General features: G+C 69.4%; 19 protein-coding genes. 11 read left to right on the top strand and 8 right to left on the bottom strand.

The genetic code is table 11. The features are described 5' to 3' along the window. The first annotated feature begins 188 nt into the window (after positions 1 to 188). Positions 189 to 1,556, top strand: a complete 1,368-nt coding sequence (locus FFI87_RS32590) for a sigma-54-dependent transcriptional regulator (protein ID WP_011660547.1) — start codon at positions 189 to 191, stop codon at positions 1,554 to 1,556. A 17-nt stretch (positions 1,557 to 1,573) separates the two neighbouring features. Here FFI87_RS32590 and FFI87_RS32585 read toward each other — a convergent pair whose 3' ends face one another. Together FFI87_RS32585 and FFI87_RS32580 are read right to left on the bottom strand one after the other, a co-directional pair. Continuing rightward, positions 1,574 to 2,497, bottom strand: a complete 924-nt coding sequence (locus tag FFI87_RS32585) for a glycosyltransferase family 2 protein (protein WP_138850538.1) — start codon at positions 2,495 to 2,497, stop codon at positions 1,574 to 1,576. After that, positions 2,476 to 3,183, bottom strand: coding sequence for a PIG-L deacetylase family protein (locus FFI87_RS32580; protein ID WP_138850537.1), 708 nt, complete (start codon positions 3,181 to 3,183; stop codon positions 2,476 to 2,478). The genes FFI87_RS32585 and FFI87_RS32580 overlap by 22 nt, the downstream gene beginning before the upstream one ends. A gap of 140 nt (positions 3,184 to 3,323) precedes the next feature. On the opposite strand from FFI87_RS32580, the gene FFI87_RS32575 reads away from it, so the two are divergent. Next, complete coding sequence (locus tag FFI87_RS32575) at positions 3,324 to 5,630, top strand: ATP-binding protein (RefSeq protein ID WP_138850536.1); 2,307 nt, start codon at positions 3,324 to 3,326, stop codon at positions 5,628 to 5,630. A gap of 68 nt (positions 5,631 to 5,698) precedes the next feature. On the opposite strand, the gene FFI87_RS32570 is transcribed toward FFI87_RS32575, so the two are convergent. Both FFI87_RS32570 and FFI87_RS32565 read right to left on the bottom strand, forming a co-directional pair. Further along, a complete protein-coding gene (locus FFI87_RS32570) occupies positions 5,699 to 6,745 on the bottom strand; it encodes a UDP-glucuronic acid decarboxylase family protein (RefSeq protein WP_138850876.1) in 1,047 nt (348 codons plus the stop codon). After that, entirely contained in the window at positions 6,745 to 8,061 is a 1,317-nt protein-coding gene (locus FFI87_RS32565; protein WP_138850535.1) for a glycosyltransferase family 4 protein, read from the bottom strand. The genes FFI87_RS32570 and FFI87_RS32565 overlap by 1 nt, the downstream gene beginning before the upstream one ends. Before the next feature lie 242 nt (positions 8,062 to 8,303). Between FFI87_RS32565 and FFI87_RS32560 the strand changes: the two genes are divergently transcribed. From FFI87_RS32560 to FFI87_RS32530, 7 genes are all read left to right on the top strand, one after another. Beyond that, a complete protein-coding gene (locus FFI87_RS32560; protein WP_011660541.1) occupies positions 8,304 to 8,708 on the top strand; it encodes a BON domain-containing protein in 405 nt (134 codons plus the stop codon). A gap of 27 nt (positions 8,709 to 8,735) precedes the next feature. Next, the gene (locus FFI87_RS32555; RefSeq protein WP_138850534.1) at positions 8,736 to 9,764 is read left to right on the top strand and encodes an SDR family oxidoreductase; all 1,029 of its coding nucleotides are present in this window, start codon (positions 8,736 to 8,738) and stop codon (positions 9,762 to 9,764) included. A 39-nt stretch (positions 9,765 to 9,803) separates the two neighbouring features. After that, complete coding sequence (locus tag FFI87_RS32550; RefSeq protein WP_012372690.1) at positions 9,804 to 10,103, top strand: DUF2795 domain-containing protein; 300 nt, start codon at positions 9,804 to 9,806, stop codon at positions 10,101 to 10,103. Between the two features lie 88 nt (positions 10,104 to 10,191). Then, positions 10,192 to 10,758: a hypothetical protein gene (locus FFI87_RS32545; protein WP_138850533.1), complete on the top strand. Its 567-nt coding sequence runs from the start codon at positions 10,192 to 10,194 to the stop codon at positions 10,756 to 10,758. 132 nt (positions 10,759 to 10,890) lie between these two features. Then, positions 10,891 to 11,748, top strand: coding sequence for an SDR family oxidoreductase (locus tag FFI87_RS32540; RefSeq protein WP_138850532.1), 858 nt, complete (start codon positions 10,891 to 10,893; stop codon positions 11,746 to 11,748). Between the two features lie 28 nt (positions 11,749 to 11,776). Further along, a complete protein-coding gene (locus tag FFI87_RS32535) occupies positions 11,777 to 12,388 on the top strand; it encodes a DUF4142 domain-containing protein (protein ID WP_138850531.1) in 612 nt (203 codons plus the stop codon). Between the two features lie 59 nt (positions 12,389 to 12,447). After that, positions 12,448 to 13,059: a DUF892 family protein gene (locus tag FFI87_RS32530; protein WP_006754835.1), complete on the top strand. Its 612-nt coding sequence runs from the start codon at positions 12,448 to 12,450 to the stop codon at positions 13,057 to 13,059. A gap of 141 nt (positions 13,060 to 13,200) precedes the next feature. On the opposite strand, the gene FFI87_RS32525 is transcribed toward FFI87_RS32530, so the two are convergent. Continuing rightward, the gene (locus FFI87_RS32525; protein ID WP_261378657.1) at positions 13,201 to 14,649 is read right to left on the bottom strand and encodes an NRAMP family divalent metal transporter; all 1,449 of its coding nucleotides are present in this window, start codon (positions 14,647 to 14,649) and stop codon (positions 13,201 to 13,203) included. After that, positions 14,646 to 15,299, bottom strand: a complete 654-nt coding sequence (locus tag FFI87_RS32515; RefSeq protein WP_138850530.1) for a UdgX family uracil-DNA binding protein — start codon at positions 15,297 to 15,299, stop codon at positions 14,646 to 14,648. Before FFI87_RS32515 ends, FFI87_RS32525 begins: the two co-directional genes overlap by 4 nt. Before the next feature lie 235 nt (positions 15,300 to 15,534). Here FFI87_RS32515 and FFI87_RS32510 point away from each other — a divergent pair, with 235 nt between their 5' ends. Beyond that, positions 15,535 to 16,011 carry a response regulator gene (locus tag FFI87_RS32510; RefSeq protein ID WP_012372684.1) on the top strand — a complete coding sequence of 159 codons (477 nt, stop codon included), beginning with the start codon at positions 15,535 to 15,537 and terminating at the stop codon, positions 16,009 to 16,011. 27 nt (positions 16,012 to 16,038) lie between these two features. On the opposite strand, the gene FFI87_RS32505 is transcribed toward FFI87_RS32510, so the two are convergent. Together FFI87_RS32505 and FFI87_RS32500 are read right to left on the bottom strand one after the other, a co-directional pair. After that, a complete protein-coding gene (locus FFI87_RS32505) occupies positions 16,039 to 17,253 on the bottom strand; it encodes an MFS transporter (RefSeq protein WP_138850529.1) in 1,215 nt (404 codons plus the stop codon). A 47-nt stretch (positions 17,254 to 17,300) separates the two neighbouring features. Next, a complete protein-coding gene (locus FFI87_RS32500; RefSeq protein WP_138850874.1) occupies positions 17,301 to 17,564 on the bottom strand; it encodes a DUF4148 domain-containing protein in 264 nt (87 codons plus the stop codon). A 119-nt stretch (positions 17,565 to 17,683) separates the two neighbouring features. On the opposite strand from FFI87_RS32500, the gene FFI87_RS32495 reads away from it, so the two are divergent. Continuing rightward, on the top strand, positions 17,684 to 18,736 hold the full coding sequence (locus FFI87_RS32495; protein ID WP_138850528.1) for an RNA-guided endonuclease InsQ/TnpB family protein: 1,053 nt from the start codon (positions 17,684 to 17,686) through the stop codon (positions 18,734 to 18,736). Positions 18,737 to 18,803 lie beyond the last annotated feature (67 nt).

Below are 18,803 nucleotides of genomic sequence, written 5' to 3'. Positions count from 1 at the left end.
GATGAGCGGCGAACGCATCACACGCCTCTTCTATACTGCTAAGCAGTCGTTTGTCATGGCAGGACAACTTGTCTGCTTGTTCGTATGCGGTGCGATCGTAGTGCCGGAGCCCCGGCGTCGTACCCCGCATCGCATGCCCGCCGCGGTTTCGGTCGATGTTCGAGCCGGCCGCATCACAAGGAGCTTCGATGCCTTATGTCCTGATTGTCGAAGACGACGCCGATACGCGCGCGATGCTTGCGGCACTTGCGCAGTCGCAGCAGCTTGCATGCGACACGGCCGCGACGCTCGAAGAAGCGCGCACGCTCGTCTCGACGAATACCCCCGATCTGGTGCTTTGCGACCTCGTGCTGCCGGACGGCAACGGAATGGATCTGTTCGACGCTTTGCCCAAACGCGGGCATTGCGAAATGGTGCTGACCACCGGCCACGCGAGCCTCGAAACCGCGATCGACGCATTGCGGCGCGGCGCGTCCGACTACCTGGTGAAGCCGCTCAACATGCAGCGGCTGAACAGCATCTTCGCGCGCGTGCCGCGCACCACCGCGCTGCATGAGGAAATCGCCGAGCTGCGCTCCGAGCTGCAACGCCTCGGCCGCTTCGGCCGGATGCTCGGCAGCTCGCCCGCGATGCAGGCCGTCTACGACGCGATCGGCCGCGTCGCGCGTACCGAAGCGTCGGTGCTGCTCACCGGCGAATCGGGCACCGGCAAGGAGCTCGCCGCGCAAACCGTGCACGACCTGAGCCTGCGCCGCCGTGGCCCGTTCCTCGCGGTGAACTGCGGCGCGATCGCCGCGAACCTCGTCGAAAGCGAAATGTTCGGCCACGACCGCGGCAGCTTCACCGGCGCGGAACGGCAGCACAAGGGCTTCTTCGAGCGCGCGGACGGCGGCACGCTGTTCCTCGACGAAATCACCGAGATGCCGGTCGAATCGCAGGTCAAGCTGCTGCGCGTGCTCGAAACCGGGCGGCTCACGCGGCTCGGCTCGACGCGCGAGATCGACGTCGACGTGCGCATCGTCGCCGCGACCAACCGCGATCCGGAAGCCGCGATGGCGGACGGCAAGCTGCGGCCCGACCTGTATCACCGGATCAACGTGTTTCCGATCCCGCTGCCGTCGCTCAGGGAGCGCGGCGACGACATCCCGATGCTCGCCGACGCGTTCCTGCAACGCTACAACGAGGAAAGCGGCCGCAACCTGCGCTTCGCGCCGGCCGCGCGCGAAGCATTGAAGTCGTACGCATGGCCCGGCAACGTGCGCGAGCTGCGCAACTTCGTGCAGCGCGCGAGCATCTTCAGCGACGCCGACGTGATCGACACGCTGCCGCCGCCGATCATGGACGAACTGTCGAGCATGGTCGAGTCGCACGAAGATCGCGTGACGGTGCCGTTCGGCACGCCGCTCGAGGAGGTCGACCGCAAGCTGATCCTCGGCACGATCGCGCAATGCGGCGGCGTGAAGGCGCAGGCGGCCGAAGTGCTCGACGTCAGCCTGAAAACGATTTACAACCGGCTCGCGCAATTGGAAGACGAAACGGAAAAGCCGGACTCCTGATGCGCCGAGCGCTGCGCTCATGCGCGTGCGCGCGTGCGGCGGCGCTCGGCGTCGTCCACGCGGCGGCGCATGCGCTCGACTTCCGGCGGAATCGCATGCCGCTCGCGCAGGATCCACGGCAGCCCGGCGAGCGCAGGCGTGACGCCGCGTTCCCGCCACAGGCGCGGCAGCATGCGCAGCGTATGCGCGAGCGCGGCGCCGGCCGGCCATCGGAGCCATGCGGTCCATACCGCGTTGCGGGTCGACACGCTCGCGCGCGCGTGCACGTCGCGCTGCTTCGAAGGGTAATGATGAACCGTCAGGTGCGGTGCATACACGAGCCACGCGCCTGCGCGATACAGGTCGAGCGCGAGCAGCGCTTCCTCGCCGCCGAGGAAGTAGCGCGGATGATAGCCGCCCGCCTTCACGAACGCGTCGCGCCGGAATGCGGTCGCGCCGGCCAGCAATCCGAGGATCGGGCGCCCCGGCAGCGCGACGCTCGCGTCCAGCGGGCTGTCGGCCATCAGCCGGCAGGTCGGGTCTTCGCGCTGTTCCGGGCCGACCAGCACGCGCGCGGTGACGGCCGCGACGTGCGGATACGCGTCGAGCAGGTTCGCGGCTTCGGCGAGCGAGCCGGGCGCCCACCACGTGTCGTCGTCGCAGAACGCGACGTGGCGTGTGCGCGCGACGGCCACGCCGAGATTGCGGCCGGCCGCGCCGAGATTGGCTGGCGCATGCACGAGCGCCACGTGCTGGAAGCGGTTGCGCACGAGTGCGGCGGTATCGTCGTCCGAGCCGTTGTCGACGACGACGATCGCGGGCCGGTCCGGCATGTCCGAGAGCCGTGCGAGCGTGCGAGCGAGTTCCGCCGCGCGCCGGTAGGTCAGCACGACCGCGGTTACGCGCGCTTCGCGCGGCGGCAGCGCGACACGCGGCGGCGTTACGCGGACACGTTGTCGCATTCGAGCCGCCAGTACGTTTCGGGTTCACGGAGATCGGCGCGCATATGAGGCTCGAACAGCGCAATCTGGCTCGCATACGCGTCGACGGCGGAGGCCTTCGCTGCCGCGCCGTCGGTGCGGTTGCCGGCCGGCGGCCCGACCGGGTGACCGATCCAGCCGTGCTCGCGCCAATCGATCACGCGCTTCGCCATCAACCCGTCGATCCGCCGATACGGCACATCCTCGTAGAAGCGCCAGACGCGCGTCGCGTCGCCCAAGCTGCTGTTGTCGCGCAGCAGCGTCAGCACCGCCTGCTGCACCTGGATGTGATCGCGGTGAAACAAGCCGGCCGGCGCGAGCACACCGAAGCCCGGGTGCGCGTCGATCGTGTCGGCGAGACGCGCGGCGATGGCCGTCGACGCGGCCCGCGTGCCGTACTGATCATCGAGGAAGTCAAGCCATACCGGCTGCGCGCCGAGTATCGCGAGCGCGCGGCGGTCTTCGTCGCGGCGGCTGCGCACCGCTTCGTCGGCGGTGCGAAAGCCGGCGCGGCGATCCCACGGCGGCGCGTCCGATCCGCGCGCGGGAATCCCGGCGAAGACCGTGACGACCACCGAGCCCGGGGCCTGCGCGAGCAACTGCCCGCAACTGAAGGCGGCATCGTCGAGATGCGGCGAGATGACGAGCCAGCGTGTCGGAGCGGTCATGTTTTTCAAAGTCTCCCTGGTATCGAGTGCGAGCGGCCGAGCGGACGGAGCCGGCCGGCGGGCATGCGGGCAAGCATGCGGCATGCCCGTGTGTTCGCCCGTTGCCGGGTGCCGTCGAGCTTCCGGCAGGAGCGAGTCCGATGAGTGAAATTGCACGGCCGCAGGCCGGAAATTACGCAACCGCCGTGATGCTCGTCGCGACCGCGACCGTGCTGCAAACGCTGGCGATCCGCTTCGGGGGCGTGAACCTGCCGCTGATCCTGTATTACCCGCTGCTCGCCGGCGCCGCGTGGGCCACGTCGTTCCTGTTCGGGATCCTGTCGACCGTGCTCAGCGGGCTGCTGGTCTGGACGCTGTTCCTGTCCGATGCGTCCGCGTATACCGGGCCGCTGCCCGACCGCCTCGTGCGTCTCGGCATCTTCATGCTGGTCGGCGTGCTGGTGTGCGCGATCGCGGCGAGGCTGCGGCACACGCGGCGCACGAACGATCTGGCATACCGGCGCGAGGCCGCCGCGCGGCGGCAACTCGACGCCGTGCTGCAGGCGTTGCCGGAGGGCGTGATCGCGACCGATGCGCAAGGCTGCATAACCTACGTGAACGCGGCGGCGATTGCGCTGGCCGGCGGCGCGCTTGAGGATGCGGCGGGCCGCCCTGTGCGCGACGTGCTGCACGTGTTCGATCGCGACGACCGGCGCGTGCAGCCGACGCCGCTCGAGCGCGCGCTCGCCGGCGCGCATGCGCTGTCCGACCGGCACTGGCTGCACGGCGCCGACGGCAGCCCGCCGGTGCCGATCGTCGAGGCCGCGTCGCCGATCGTCGACGCGCACGGCAACCTCGACGGCGCAGTGCTGTTGCTGCGCGATGCGGGTACGGAGCGCGCGTTGGCGGAGGTGTCGCGCCTGCAGCGCGCGGTGGTCGATGCGTCGCCGGACGCGATCGTCGGGATCGACCGCGAGGGCCGCATCGTCAGCTGGAATCCGGCCGCGCAGCGGATCTTCGGGTATGACGAAGCCGACGCGCGCGGGCGTCCGCTCGAAACGCTGGTCGCGATGCGCTGGCTGCGGCGCAATCCGCTCGCCGATTCGTTCGACGCGATGCGCGAAGCGGTCGGCCCGCTCGAATTGCTGTGCGTGCGCCGCGACGGCCGGCGTTTTCGCGCAACGGTGTCCGCGGGCCCCGTGCGCGGCGGCGCGCGCAGCTGCGTGGCGCTGTCGCTGACGCTGCGCGAGACGGGCGCGCAGCGCCGGCGCGACCTGCGCACGCAGCGCTCGCTGCAGGGCGCACGCGACGCGCGCGATCGGGCCGATACGTCGAATCGTCTGAAGGACGAATTGCTCGCGACCGTGTCGCACGAACTGCGCACGCCGCTGAACGTGATCTACGGCTGGATCGAGGTGCTGCGCAATACGCGCGACGACGCGCTGGAACAGCAGGCGATCGATGCGATCGACCGCAGCGCGCGTTCGCTGACGCGCATGGTGGGCGACATCCTCGACGCGTCGTCGCTCGCGACCGGCAAGCTGCGGATCGATCCGATGCCGGTCGACGTGGTGCGGCTCTTCTCCGATACGGTGGGCGCGTTCCAGACGGCCGCGTCGTCGGCCGGCATCGTGCTCGAGTTCGAGTGCGCGGCGAGCGCCTGCGTGGTGTCGGGCGACGCGGAACGCCTGCGGCAGATGCTCGCGAATCTCGTATCGAACGCGCTGAAATTCACGCCGGGCGGCGGCGCGGTGACGGTCACGCTGTCGCGCGACGACGCGCATGCGGTGCTGGTCGTCGCGGACACCGGGCAGGGCATTCCGCCCGCGTTCATTCCCCATGTATTCGACATGTTCCGCCGTGCGGACGATTCGCCCGCGTCGCCGCGGCGCGGGCTCGGGCTCGGCCTGTCGATCGTGCGCCACATCGCCGGGCTGCACGGCGGCCAGGTGCGGGTCGAAAGCGAGGGCCGCAATCGCGGCGCCACCTTCACGGTGACGCTGCCGGCCGGCTGGCAGCCGTCCGGCGCGATGGCGTGGGGCATCGTGCAGGCCGACGGCCGGCGCGACCGGCTGATGCTCGATGCGCAGCGCATCCTGATCGTCGACGACGACGCGACCACGCGCGCGAGCCTGACAGCCGCGCTGACGACGCTCGGCGCGGCCATCTCGATCGCGTCGTCGGGCCGCGAAGCGCTCGCAGTGGTCGCCAATCTTCAGCCGACCGTCGTGCTGTCCGATCTCGCGATGCCCGACGGCGACGGCTTCTGGCTGCTCGACGCGTTGCGGCACGGCCATGCGCACGGCGCGACGCCGCGCGACCTGCGCGTGCTGGCCGTCACGGCCCACGCGGGCCCCGCCGACGAACGGCGCGCGCTCGAAGCGGGGTTCGACGGCTTTCTGTGCAAGCCGGTCGACGTGCGCGAGCTGGCGCACAAGATCGCGGACGTGACGCAGCGCGACGGCTGATGCGTGATGTGCACCGGCCGTCGCGGCGGCGCGCGCGGTAACGGCGGTTCAAGTCATCGTATCGATCCTCAGGTTGCCGCCGTCGGCCGGTTCTGCGTGCTGATCTGCGCGAGCATGTGCGACGCGATCTGCGTGCTGCGCACGAGGTCGCCCGGCTCGTGATGGATCGCCTGCCGATGGATGAAATACCGCGCGGTATGCGCGAGCCCGGTCGCGAGCGGCGTCGTCGCTCGCCAGCCGAGACGCCGGTGCGCGACCTCGAGATCGGGCCGCCGCTGGCGCGGATCGTCGGACGGCAGCGGGCGGAACTCGATCGGGACCGTCGCGCCGACGATCCTCACGACCTCGCGCGCGATATCGATCATCGCGATCTCGTCGTCGCTGCCGAGGTTCACCGGCTCGCACGCGTCGCCGGGCTCGTTCATCAGACGGATCAGCGCGTCGACCATGTCGTCGACATAGCAGAACGAGCGCGTCTGCCGGCCGTCGCCGTAGACGGTCAGCGGCTCGCCGGCCAGCGCCTGCGTGATGAAGTTCGACACGACGCGCCCGTCGGCCGGATGCATGCGCGGTCCGTACGTATTGAAGATGCGTGCGATCCGCACGTCGACGCCGTACTGCCGGTGATAGTCCATGAACAGCGTTTCCGCGCAGCGCTTGCCTTCGTCGTAGCACGCGCGCACGCCGATCGGGTTGACGCGGCCGCAGTAGTGCTCGTCCTGCGGGTGTACGTCGGGGTCGCCGTACACCTCGCTCGTCGACGCCTGCAGGATGCGCGCCTTCACGCGCTTCGCGAGGCCGAGCAGGTTGATCGCGCCGTGCACGCTGGTCTTGGTCGTCTGCACCGGGTCGCGCTGGTAATGCACCGGCGACGCGGGGCACGCGAGGTTGTAGATCTCGTCGACCTCGACGTACAGCGGAAACGTCACGTCGTGGCGCATCAGCTCGAAGTTCGGTGCGTCGAGCAGGTGCGCGATGTTGTCCTTCGTCCCCGTATAGAAATTGTCGACGCACAGCACGTCGTGCCCGGACGTCACGAGGCGTTCGCATAGATGCGAACCGAGAAAGCCGGCGCCGCCGGTGACGAGTACGCGTTTGCGATCGTAGCCCTTCATCATGCATTCTCCTTGCGGTTCGCGAGTACGGCCGGCGTCGCGGCGACGGGGGTGCGCCGGCTGCTGGCCGCCGTGCCGGCGCGCTGCGGATGCGCGACGTCGCGGTAGATGTCGACGAGGCGATCGGCCACGCCGCGCCACGTATAGAAGCGGTGCGCGCGCAGGTAGCCGGCGCGGCCGAGCGCGTCGCACAGGTCAGGGCGCGCGCGCAGCTGCACGAGCCGCTGGGCGAGCGCGGCCGGATCGCGCGGCGGCACCAGGTAGCCGGTCACGCCGTCGTCGACCGTGGTGCGGATGCCGCCGACGTCGCTGCCGATCACCGGCGCCGCGCAGGCCATCGCCTCGACCGGCGTGATGCCGAACGGCTCGTACCACGGCGTCGTCACGAACACGTCGGCCGCGCTGTAGTACAGGTGCAGCACATCGCGCTCGCGCCGGCCGACGAAGATCACGCGTTCCGCGATGCCGGTGTCGTGCGCGAGCGCGGCGAGCCGCGCGAGTTCCGGATCGCGGGCCGGATCGGGCGTCGCGTGGCTGCCGCCGACGATATAGAGCCGCGTCGGCCGCTGCGGGTCGCGCGGCATGCGCGCCAGCGCGTCGATCACGGTGTCGATCCCCTTGCGCGGCACGAGCCGCCCGAGCTGCAGCACGACGAACGCGTGCTGCGGCCAGCCGAGCTGCGCGCGCGCGTCGGCGCGCGGTACCGGCCGGAATTCGCGTGCATCGAACCCGCACGGCACGATGTCGATGCGCGCGGCGTCCGCGTGATAGTGCGTGGTCAGGTCGAGCGCATCCTGCGGGCATTCGGCGATCAACCGGTCGGAGCGGTGCGCGAGCGTGTCCTCGATCGCGAAGCGTTCATCGGGAAAGCCGTCGGCCGCGCCCTGATGCAGCCGCCGCACGCGCCCGAGCGCATGGAACGTCGTGACGAGCGGAATGCCGAGGCGCTTCTTCACGCGCAGCGCGGCCTCGCCCGACATGAAGAAGTTCGCGTGCATCACGTCGACCGGATCGGCTTCGCGCCGCATGCGCGCGATCATGTAGTCGGCGAACGCACCCATATACGGCAGCAGCCGCTCCTTCGGCACGTCGACCGGCGGGCCGGCCGGCACGTGAATCACGCGCATGCGCGGGCCGATCTCCACGACTTCGGGCAGGTGCGCATTGTCGCAACGCGTGTAGACATCGACGTCGAGGCCGCGCTCGGCCAGTTGCTTCGCGACGTTCGCGACGTAGATGTTCTGTCCGCCCGCATCCACGCCGCCGATCACTCCCAGCGGCGACGCATGTTCACTGATCAACGCAATTCTCTGCATGGTGTTGCTCCGGTGGTCGAGGCCGCGCCCGACGGGCCCCGTTGCGCCCCGGTTCGGCAATCGGCATGCCCGGGGTTTTGCGGGCGAATCCCCCCATCGATGCGCCGAAAAATTTACAACGCGTTGGATGAAAGGGCGTCTGATCGCCGTGTCGCGCGCCCATCCGGTGGATAGCGCGCGGCACGCGATTTGCGCCGTGTCGATACCCGCCGGCCATGCCGGCCTCACGATAGGAGGTCACGATGAAGGTATTCCCGCTGCAAGCCCGCGCACCGCGCTTTCGCCGTCGTCCCGCGACGCGCCTCGGGATGGCGGTCGCGATCGCCGCGGCCGTCGCCTGCACGGCCGTCGCGCCGAACGTGTTCGCCGCCGGCGACGACGGCGCATCGTCATCCATGTCGTCGTCGACGCATACGAGCACCGGCGCGAAGATCCGCGACGCGACCATCACGACCAAGGCCAAGGCCGAACTGGTCGGCACGAGCGGCCTGTCGGCCGGCGACATTCACGTGAAGACGCGTCACGGCATCGTGATGCTCACCGGCAGCGTGCCGGACGAACAGCAGCGCACGCAGGCGGTGAGCGTCGTCAAGCAGATCGAGGGCGTGCAGGACGTGCGCGACCAGTTGACCATCCGCCCGAAATAACCGCGGCCCCGTGAAAGGAGTCCACTGATGAAGTGCATGCTCAAACCGGTCGGCGAGCAGACGATCGTGATCACGGGCGCCACGAGCGGCATCGGCCTCGTCACCGCGCGCAAGGCGGCACGGCGCGGGGCGAAGCTGGTGCTGTTCGCGCGCAACGAGGACGCGCTGAACACGCTGTGCGAGGAAATTCGCCAGCATGGCGGCCTCGCGGTGCCGGTCGCCGGCGACGTCGGCAATGTCGAGGATCTGCAGCGCGCGGCCGCGAAGGCGGCCGATACCTATGGCGGCTTCGACACGTGGGTCAACAACGCGGGCGTGTCGATCTTCGGCACGGCGGCCGCGGTGCCGCTCGAGGATCAGCGCCGGCTGTTCGACACCAACTACTGGGGCGTCGTGCATGGCTCGCTCGTCGCATCGGACCATTTCCGCCGCAAGAGCGATTTCCATGGCGGCGCGATCATCAACATGGGCAGCGAGGCGTCCGACGCGCCGCTGCCGCTGCAAAGCGCGTACACCGCATCGAAGCACGCGGTGAAGGGCTTCACCGATTCGCTGCGGCTCGAGCTGGAGTCGGATCACCTGCCGGTATCCGTCACGCTGATCAAGCCGGCCGCGATCGACACGATGTTCGTGATGCACGCGAAGAACTACATGAACGTCGAGGCGAAGCTGCCGCCGCCGATCTACGACCCGGACCTCGTCGCCGACGCGATCCTGTACGCGGCCGCGCATCCGCGCCGCACGCTGTTCGTCGGCGGCGCCGCGAAGTTTACGTCGGCCAGTGCGTACCACGCGCCGCGGCTGTTCGATCGCGTCGCGGCCACGCTGTTCTCGCGCGGCCAGCGCACGGTGCGCCCGGCGCGCCCGCGCGACGACAACGCACTGTACGAGTCGCGCCACGTGTTGCACGAGCGCGAAGGGATGGAGGGCCATGTGCTGCGCGGCTGTGCGTACAACGCGGTGGTGCAGCGGCCGAAGGTCGCGGGCGCGATCGCGCTGGGCGCGGCGGCGCTGGCGGTTGCCGCATTGACGCGCGCGCGCCGCACGCCGACCTGATCGCGCGCCTTTCCGTTATCTCATCTGAAGGAGGTTTTCATGTCATCCCGACAACATACGGGCCACGAATACAGCCACTCGCGCGCGCACGAAGGCGAGCGGGTGCAGCAGGACCACGACAAGGGCGGCCACCAGACGGGGCACGGCAAGGCGCCCAGCCCCGTCGATGTGCAGAAGGCGCTGAAGGGAATGGACTATCCGGCCAGCAAGTCGGACATCGTCGAATGCGCGGAACGCTCGAATGCGGATCCGGGCGTGCTCGACATGCTGCGGCAGATCCCCGATCGCGAATACGGCACGCCCGCGTCGGTATCGAAGGAACTCGGGCGGCTGATGTGAGCGCTGCCGCGTTACGCCGTGCGCGCCGTCGCGTGCACGGCGCGTCACCATCACCATTACCGTCACCGTCACGAGGAGGAGCATGAGCATGGCGATGATCGTCGCAGGCCGCTTCACGACGTTCGATGAAGCGGAAGGTGGGGCGCGCCACCTGTACGAGCGCGCGTTCGGCCCGGACGACGTGTCGATCTTCTTCCTGAACCCGGGCGGCCAGCACGCGCGCTTTCCGATCGGCGGCGACGTGTATGCCGATACGGCCGCGAAGCCGGGCGGGCGCGGCGCGATGGTCGGTGCGCTGCGCGGGCTGCTGATCGGCGCGGTCGTCGGGATGATCGTCTATGCGATCGGCGTGCACTACTGGTTCGTGCCGGCCGCGGGCGCACTCGCCGGCGCGTATCTCGGCGCATTCGGCGGCGCGCTCGGCCGGATGCGCGGCCAGCAGGCCGAAGGCAAGGGCACGCTCGCGCACACCGAAACCGGCGTGATCCTGGCCGCGCGCGTGACGGCTACGACCGCCGCCGCCGCGGAAGACGTGCTGCGCGCGACCGGCGCGCAGTCGATCGAGCGCGTCGAAGGCGACTGGCAGGACGGCCAGTGGCGCGACTTCGATCCGGTGCGCCGGCCGGACGGCACCACGCAGGGCGCGCCGCATTGAGCAGGCGGTTTCTGCACGTGCTCGCAATGCGGTGTGGCGCTCGCGCCCCGTCACCCTGCCCGGGGGCCGGCGTGCCGGACGTGGCACGCCGATTGCGACACGTGTCGCCGACACCCGTTCAAGGAGGAACCCATGACCACGGCAAAGACCCCGCCGCCCCAGAAGCAGACGCAGCAGCCGGGCAGCGAGCGGGACATGCATCCGAAGCCGCGCGACGAAGCGGCCGATTACGTCGGCAGCGGGAAGCTCGCCGGCAAGGTCGCGCTCGTGACCGGCGGCGACAGCGGCATCGGCCGCGCGGTCGCGATCGGTTTCGCGAAGGAGGGCGCGGACGTCGCGATCGTCTACCTGAACGAATCGGACGATGCCGCGCAGACGAAGCGCCTGATCGAGCAAGCCGGCCGGCGCTGCGAGGCGATCGCGTGCGACATCGGCGAGCGCCGCCAGGCGCGCGACGCCGTGGCGCGCACCGTCGAAAAGCTCGGCCGGCTCGACGTGCTGGTGAACAACGCGGGCGAACAGCATCCGCAACCCGGCATCGAGGACGTGACCGAGGAACAGCTCGAGCGCACGTTCCGCACGAACGTGTACGGGATGATCTTCTGCACGCAGGCGGCGCTTCAGCACATGAAGCCCGGTGGACGCATCGTCAACACCGCGTCGGTCACCGCATATCACGGCAGCCCGAAGCTGCTCGACTATTCGGCGACCAAGGGCGCGATCGTCGCGTTCACGCGTTCGCTCTCGATCGAGCTGGCCGAGCGCGACATTCGCGTGAACGCCGTCGCGCCGGGGCCGATCTGGACGCCGCTGATCCCGTCGACCTTCAGCGCCGACGAAGTCGCGAAGTTCGGCTCGAACGTGCCGCTGAAGCGGCCGGGGCAGCCCGACGAGCTGATCGGCTGCTACGTGCTGCTCGCATCGGAAGGCGCGAGCTACATGACGGGACAGACATTGCATCCGAACGGCGGCTCGATCGTCGGCGGCTGACGGCTCCCCCCATACAAGGAGAAAGCGCATGAAGCAACCCAACTGGACGATCGCGGCGCTCGCCGCGGGCGTGCTCGCCGTGTCGGGACTCGCGCACGCACAGATGCCGAGCGAGCCGCCCGCATCGAATTCGCATGTGCCGGGCGGCGTGATCAACCCGTCGTCGGGCGCCGCCACGGGCGACGCCGGCATGGCGAAGGCGCCGCAGGGCGGCGACGCGGAATTCATCGACAAGGCCGCGATGGCCGGCAAGGCCGAGGTGCAGGCGAGCCAGCTCGCGTTGAAGCAGGCGCAGTCGGCCGACGTGCGCGCGTTCGCGAAACGCATGGTGGCCGATCACGGCAAGGCGAACGCGAAGCTCACCCAGATCGCCGCGCGCAAGGGCATGAAGCCGCAGGTGGAGCAGATCTCGGATCCGGACGTCGAGGCGCTGCGCGGCAAGAGCGGCCACGACTTCGACACCGCGTATGTCGCGGCGGCCGGCCCCGACGCGCACCGCAAGGCGGTCGCGCTGTTCGAAGGCGAGGCGCGCGACGGCAAGGATCCGCAGCTGCGCGCATTCGCGAAAGCCACGCTGCCGACGCTCAAGCATCACCTGAGCATGGCGGAGGCGCTCCAACGCAAGGTGGGCGCGCAGTAACGCGCGCCCGGTTCAACCCCAGGGCCGCGTGGGCGGCCCGCATTTTCGGAGAAGCAGTCATGGCCCAACGGCAATCGAAGCACGAAGGCATCCTCGAGCTGCTCTGTCAGGCATACGAGACCGAGCTTGGCGGGGCGAAGATCTACGAGGCCGCGATCAAGTGCGCGACCGACGCGGACCTGCACAAGGAATGGGAGAAGTACCACCGCGAGACGATGCATCACCAGGAGGTGCTGCGCAAGGTGTTCGAAACGCTCGGTCTCGATCCGGACACGCAGTCGCCGGGGCGTGCCGCGGTGGCGGCGACCGGCAAGTCGCTGGTCCAGGTGATCGAGCAGGCGAAGAAGCAGGCCGATCCGGCGGTCGCGCAGGTCGTCGCGGCCGAATGCGTGGTGCTCGCCGAAACCAAGGATCACCTGAACTGGGAGCTGATCGGCTACGCGGCCGACCAGTTGCGCGACAGCGACGCGGCGAAGGCGCTGAAGGCCGCGCACGACGAGGTCGAGGCCGACGAGGACCATCACCTGTATCACACCCGCGGCTGGGCGCGCGAGATGTGGATCGAGTCGATGGGCTTCAAGGCCGTGCTGCCGCCGCCGGAGGAAGTGAAGAAGGTGGAATCGGCGGCCGATGCGGCGCGTGCCGAACGTTCGCGCGGCAAGATGATGTAACCGCGCCGGGCCGGCAACCGGGCTGTGTCGCACGTGCGGCCGCCTGGTTGGCCGGCTTTTTCCCTTGTGCTCCCCCCTTTTCCCGTTTCCGCTTAAATGGTTGCGCACGCAACCGCATCAAATCGCATCGTTACGCTCAGTTCAGCTCAGCATGTCAACGGTCATCAGGACCACCGATGCCGCCATCAGCGCGACCGCGAGCCATCCGAACAGCTTCGACACGATCCCGCTGCCCGGCTGACCGGCAGCGTCGCGCCGCTGCGACAGCAGCATCACCAGCACGAGCATCGGCACCGCCGCGATGCCGTTGAGCACCGCGCTCCAGTACAGCGCCTTGATCGGATTGACCGGACTGAAACAGATCGCGATGCCGACGAGCACGCAGGCCGCCAGCACCGCATAGAACGCGGGCGCGCGCCGTACCGGCTCGTTCAGGCCTTCGCGGAACCGCCAGGCCTCCGCGCAGCCATACGCGGCGCTGCCCGCGAATGCGGGGATCGCGAGCAGCCCGCAGCCGACGATGCCGAACGCGAACACCAGGAACGCCGCTTCGCCGGCGATCGGGCGCAGCGCCTCGGCGGCCTGCGCGGTCGAGCCGATGTCGTGCTTGCCGTGCGTGAAGAACACCGCCGCGCCGATTACCATGATGCAGAACGACACCGCGTTGGTCACGACCATGCCGGTCCAGGTATCGAACGTGATGCGTCGTTCGGCCTCGCGGCGCGCGCCGGGCGCGCACGCGGTGTCGCCGTTGCGGCGCTCGGCCTGGGTTTCCTCCACTTCGAGCGCGGCCTGCCACACGAACAGGTACGGGCTCAGCGTCGTGCCGAGCACGGCGACCGCGGTCGTCGCGTATTCGTGCGTGAACGCGACATGCGGCAGCACGAGCGCGTGCAGCAGGTTGCGCCAGTCGATGTGCACGAAGCCCAGTTCCAGCACGTACGCGAGCAGGCCGAGCGTCATCCATTTCAGCCAGCGCGCGTAGCGCTCGTAGGACAGCAGCACCTGCAGCGCCAGCGACCCGAGGCCGTAGACGGGCGCATACCAGTAGCTGCGCCCGCCGGCGACGAGCGCGGTCGCGTCGCCCATCGCGGCGAGGTCGGCGCCGACGTTGATCACGTTGACGATCACGATCATCACGATCAGCCCCTTGGCGAGGCGGTCGGAGAACTGCTTGCGGATCCTCGCGACGAGGCCCTCGCGATTGGTGCGTCCGATGAACGCCGACGCGAGCTGCACGGCCACCATCATCGGCAGCGCGACGATGGTCATCCACAGCATGTGGAAGCCGAACTGGCTGCCGGCCTGCGCATAGACCGCGATGTTGCTCGGGTCGGCGTCCGACGCACCCGCGAGCAGGCCGGGGCCGAGCCGGCGGTACCACGGCTTCGCGGCGGGGGCGGCGGTGGCAGCGGCAGCGTCACCAGCACCAGCACCGGCACCGGCACCGGCACCGGCACTGGCACTGGCACCGGCACCGGCACCGGCACTGGCACTGGCACTGGCACTGGCACTGGCACTGGCACTGGCACTGGCACTGGCACTGGCACCGGCGTCGCGCGACGCGTCGTCGCCGCGCAGATCGTTCATTCGGCGTCTCCCCGCGCGCCGTGCGTGCCGCCGCTGCCGCGCGCGAGGCGCGACGCGGTGCGCAGCGCGTCGACGAGCGTCCGGTAAGCCTGCTCGCGCGAATCGGCGCCGCGCGTGCGCAGCACGTAGGACGGGTGATAGGTCGCGACGACGAGACAGCCGTCGGGCGAGCGCACGGGGTGGCGCGTGCGCTCCAGCGTCGCGTCGTTGTCCTGCAGCACGGCCCGCAGCGCCGTCGCGCCGAGCGCGACGATCACGCGCGGGCCCAGCGCGGCGAGCTCGCGCTCGAGCCAGTAGCGGCACGCGGCGACCTCGCGCTGCGCGGGCGTCTTGTGCAGCCGCCGCTTGCCGCGCGGTTCCCACTTGAAGTGCTTGACCGCGTTGGTCACGTAGACGCTCGCGCGCTCGATGCCCGCTTCGTCGAGCGCGCGGTCGAGCATGCGGCCCGCCGCGCCGACGAACGGGATGCCCGTGCGGTCTTCCTGGTCGCCCGGCTGCTCGCCGACCAGCATGATGCGCGCGTCCGTGGGCCCCGCGCCGGGCACCGGCTGTGTCGCGTGTTCCCACAGCCCGCAGCGACGGCACGCGTCGAGCGTGGCCGGCGCTTCGTCGTCGGGCGCGACAGGCTTCGCGGGCGAGTGGCGCGTCATGCGCGGCCTCCCGCGCAGACCGGCGCCGCCCCTCCAGTGTCGCGGTGCGTTTGCCGGCGGACTGCAGGTGGATTCAAGTCGCTACCGGGTCGGAACAGCGGCGGTGCGCGCATCGACGGCTCCCATATCGACGATATCGACCATGTGCAGCAACCGGCATGCCCCGTGCAGGCAATCGCGCCAATATGGGCGCGCAGTTTGCGCCGGGGCCGTGTCCGATCACAGGGAGAACGCAATGCAAATCCTCTCCGGCGACGATCCGGCCGCCGACGACGTGCTGCTGTGGCGCCCGCCCGATAGCGTGCCGCGCCGGCTGCGCCGCGTGCTGGTCGTCGACGATTATCGCGACGCGGCCGATGCGCTGCGATTGCTGCTCCAGGCGCGCGGCTTCGAATGCCGCGTCGCGGACGATCCGTTCGCCGTCTGCGATCTCGCGCGCGACTGGCAGCCGTTCGCGATCGTGCTGGACATCGCGATGCCGGGCCTCGACGGCCTGCAGCTCGCGAAGCGGCTGCGCGGCGACCCGCACACCGCCGACATGCTGCTCGTCGCATGCACCGCATTCGCGTCGCAGAGCGATCGCGAGCGTGCGCGCGAAGCCGGCTTCGACGCGCATTGCGCGAAGCCGCTGACGCCGCACCGGCTGCTGCGTTATCTGGACGCCGCATACGGCGGCGCGCGGCAGGACGCGGGCGTTACACGGCGTGTGTAAAAAAACCGCGACGGCGGGCGGGGTCCGTCACGCGCGGCCGGCGGCCTCGGCGCGCAGCGCGGCCCGCGCCGCCAGCGCGGCGAACACGCCGGCGACGACGAGCAGGCCCGCGCTCAGCCCGAACGTCGCGCGATAACCGTGCAGGTCGAACAGCACGCCGCCGGCCGTCGCACCGAGCGCGATCGCGAGCTGCACGACGGCCACCATCAGGCCGCCGCCGGCTTCCGCGTCGCGCGGCAGCGCCCGGGCGAGCCACGTCCACCAGCCGACCGGCGCCGCGGTGCCGAGCAGCCCCCACACGGCGAGCAGCGCGGCGGTCGCGCCGATCGAGTGGCCGAACGCGATCAGCGCGACGGCGACCGCCGCCATCAGGCCGGGGATGACGATCAACGTCCGGTACAGCCCGCGTTGCAGGAACGTGCCGATCAGGATCGTCCCCGCGAACCCCGCTACACCGATTACGAGCAGCAGCACCGACAACCCGGCCGCGCCCGCATGCGTCACGGCTTCGAGGAACGGCCGCAGGTACGTGAACAGCGTGAACTGCCCCATGAAAAAGACGCTGACCGCCGTCATGCCGAGCGCGACCGGCGCGCTCGCCAGCAGCGCGAACGCGCGCCCGGGCGCGGCGCTGCCGTGCGTGGCTTGCATGCGCGGCAGGCTCGCGAGCTTCCAGCCGAACGCGATCGCGGCGACCGGCACGACGCAGAAGAACGCCCATCGCCAGCCGACGATGCCGCCGAGGAAACTGCCCAGCGGCGCGGCGACGACGGTAGCCAGCGCGTTGCCGCCGTTGACGATCGCCAGCGCGCGCGGCACCTGCCGGTCCGGCACGAGGCGCATCGCGGTGGCCGCCGACATCGACCAGAATCCGCCGATGGCGACGCCGATCAGCGCGCGCCCCGCGATGAACGCCAGATAGTTCGGCGCGAATGCGACGACCGTGCCGGACACGATCATCAGCAGCGTCAGCGACAGCAGGACACGCTTGCGGTCGCGCCGGCCGGCCAGCGACGAGATGAACAAGCTCGTCAGCAGCGCGAACGCGCCCGACACGGAGATCGCCTGGCCCGCCTGCCCTTCGCTGATCCGCAGATCGTGCGCGATCGGCGTCAGCAGGCTGACCGGCATGAATTCGGATGCGACGAGCGCGAACGCGCCGAGCGCCATCGCGAGGACGGCGCCCCACGCGGCGGCGTGAACGGGCGCGGGCCCGCGATCGGAAGGGGAAACGGCTTGCATCGTGGAATCGGGATGAGGGCGGATCTGTGGCGTCGGAGATGGGCTCGTCAGTCGCAATGCGCGACCACAGCCGTGCCGCGATCGGCCAACGACGTGCGGCCGTCGGTATCGCGCGCCGCCATCACGCGGGTGGACGCCACCCGCGCATCGTCGACCCACGTGCGCGGATTGGCGCGCGCCGGATTGAAGCCGGCGGCTTCGTAGCGAATCATGTCCTCGCGCACCTGCTCGCGCGTCAGGCCCTGCGCATGGACGAGCAACGGAGCGGAAACGGCAAGCGCGGCGACGAAGTGGCGAACAAGGGATTTCATCAGAATTTGCTCCGAGAAACCCCGCCATTTCCCCCAAGGGGACTTTCTTCGGGGCGGATGGCGGGAAGGAAAGGAGTGCTGTTGACAGGCAGCTTCTTCCACGGGTTAGGATCACCTGCATGATTCTTGTCTACCGCTACCGCGTGAAGTCGCTCAACGGACTGCTCAACAAGCAGAGCCGTGCGGTGAACTACGTCTGGAACTTCTGCAACGACACGCAGAAGCACGCGCTCAAGTGGAACAAGAGGTGGCCGACGGGATTCGATCTGAACGTGCTGACGACGGGGAGCAGCAAGGCGCTGGGCATCCACTCCGGCACGATCAACGCGACGTGCGAGCAATACGCGAAGTCGCGCAGTCAGCACCGTCGGCCCTACCTGCGCTATCGCGGCAGGAAGTCGCTGGGCTGGGTGTCGCTGAAGGGCCGTGACCTGAAGCGCGAGGGCGATGCGTTTCGCTTTGCCGGCAATACCTTTCGCGTATTCAATAGCCGACCGCTTCCCGACGGCAAGATCAAGGACGGAACCAACTTTGCGCAGGATGCGAGGGGCAACTGGTTTCTGAACATCGTGATCGAGATGCCCGATGTGCAGGCCCGCCCGATCCGTTCCGGTGTCGGCATCGATCTCGGCCTGAAAGACTTCGCCACACTTTCGACGGGCGAGAAGCTGCCCAATGACCGATTCGGCCGACGCGCGGCGGAGAAACTGGCGAAAGCGCAACGGGCGCGCAAGCACAAGCGGCATATCGCGAAGTTGCACGCCAAGGTCGCGAATGCCCGTGCCGATTTTCAGTACAAGCTCACCCTCGATCTGGTGCGACGGTTCGATTACCTCGCAGTCGGCAACGTGTCGGCCGCGAAGCTCGCCAGAACCAGGATGGCGAAAAGCGTCTACGACGCATCCTGGTCGTCCTTCCGAAACAAGCTCCGTTACAAGGCGATCGCGCACGGAGCCACGTTCGAGGAAGTCGACGAAAGCGGTTCTACCCAGTCCTGTTCGGCGTGCGGATCGAAAGACAGCACGACGCGGCCGAAAGGTATCGCGGGACTGCGAATAAGAGAGTGGGCCTGCGATGGCTGTGGTGTCGTGCATGATCGTGATATCAACGCTGCGCTGAACATTCTCCGATGCGGACGTGCATCGCCAGGTGTGGGAATCACCTGCCTTTAGGCGGTGAGGACGTCAAGAGAAGGACTCCGTGGAGAATACGTGGAAGGTTCCCGAGGCTGGGAAGGCG

Origin of the sequence: Burkholderia sp. KBS0801, from assembly GCF_005937855.2 — a bacterium.
Taxonomy (GTDB): domain Bacteria; phylum Pseudomonadota; class Gammaproteobacteria; order Burkholderiales; family Burkholderiaceae; genus Burkholderia; species Burkholderia ambifaria.
This window is presented reverse-complemented; position numbering and strand designations above follow the sequence as displayed.

Coding starts and splice junctions, on each gene's coding strand:
- FFI87_RS32590 (WP_011660547.1), top strand. CDS start 189: ATGCCTTATGTCCTGATTGTCGAAGACGACGCCGATACGCGCGCGATG.
- FFI87_RS32585 (WP_138850538.1), bottom strand. CDS start 2,497: ATGCGACAACGTGTCCGCGTAACGCCGCCGCGTGTCGCGCTGCCGCCG.
- FFI87_RS32580 (WP_138850537.1), bottom strand. CDS start 3,183: ATGACCGCTCCGACACGCTGGCTCGTCATCTCGCCGCATCTCGACGAT.
- FFI87_RS32575 (WP_138850536.1), top strand. CDS start 3,324: ATGAGTGAAATTGCACGGCCGCAGGCCGGAAATTACGCAACCGCCGTG.
- FFI87_RS32570 (WP_138850876.1), bottom strand. CDS start 6,745: ATGAAGGGCTACGATCGCAAACGCGTACTCGTCACCGGCGGCGCCGGC.
- FFI87_RS32565 (WP_138850535.1), bottom strand. CDS start 8,061: ATGCAGAGAATTGCGTTGATCAGTGAACATGCGTCGCCGCTGGGAGTG.
- FFI87_RS32560 (WP_011660541.1), top strand. CDS start 8,304: ATGAAGGTATTCCCGCTGCAAGCCCGCGCACCGCGCTTTCGCCGTCGT.
- FFI87_RS32555 (WP_138850534.1), top strand. CDS start 8,736: ATGAAGTGCATGCTCAAACCGGTCGGCGAGCAGACGATCGTGATCACG.
- FFI87_RS32550 (WP_012372690.1), top strand. CDS start 9,804: ATGTCATCCCGACAACATACGGGCCACGAATACAGCCACTCGCGCGCG.
- FFI87_RS32545 (WP_138850533.1), top strand. CDS start 10,192: ATGGCGATGATCGTCGCAGGCCGCTTCACGACGTTCGATGAAGCGGAA.
- FFI87_RS32540 (WP_138850532.1), top strand. CDS start 10,891: ATGACCACGGCAAAGACCCCGCCGCCCCAGAAGCAGACGCAGCAGCCG.
- FFI87_RS32535 (WP_138850531.1), top strand. CDS start 11,777: ATGAAGCAACCCAACTGGACGATCGCGGCGCTCGCCGCGGGCGTGCTC.
- FFI87_RS32530 (WP_006754835.1), top strand. CDS start 12,448: ATGGCCCAACGGCAATCGAAGCACGAAGGCATCCTCGAGCTGCTCTGT.
- FFI87_RS32525 (WP_261378657.1), bottom strand. CDS start 14,649: ATGAACGATCTGCGCGGCGACGACGCGTCGCGCGACGCCGGTGCCAGT.
- FFI87_RS32515 (WP_138850530.1), bottom strand. CDS start 15,299: ATGACGCGCCACTCGCCCGCGAAGCCTGTCGCGCCCGACGACGAAGCG.
- FFI87_RS32510 (WP_012372684.1), top strand. CDS start 15,535: ATGCAAATCCTCTCCGGCGACGATCCGGCCGCCGACGACGTGCTGCTG.
- FFI87_RS32505 (WP_138850529.1), bottom strand. CDS start 17,253: ATGCAAGCCGTTTCCCCTTCCGATCGCGGGCCCGCGCCCGTTCACGCC.
- FFI87_RS32500 (WP_138850874.1), bottom strand. CDS start 17,564: ATGAAATCCCTTGTTCGCCACTTCGTCGCCGCGCTTGCCGTTTCCGCT.
- FFI87_RS32495 (WP_138850528.1), top strand. CDS start 17,684: ATGATTCTTGTCTACCGCTACCGCGTGAAGTCGCTCAACGGACTGCTC.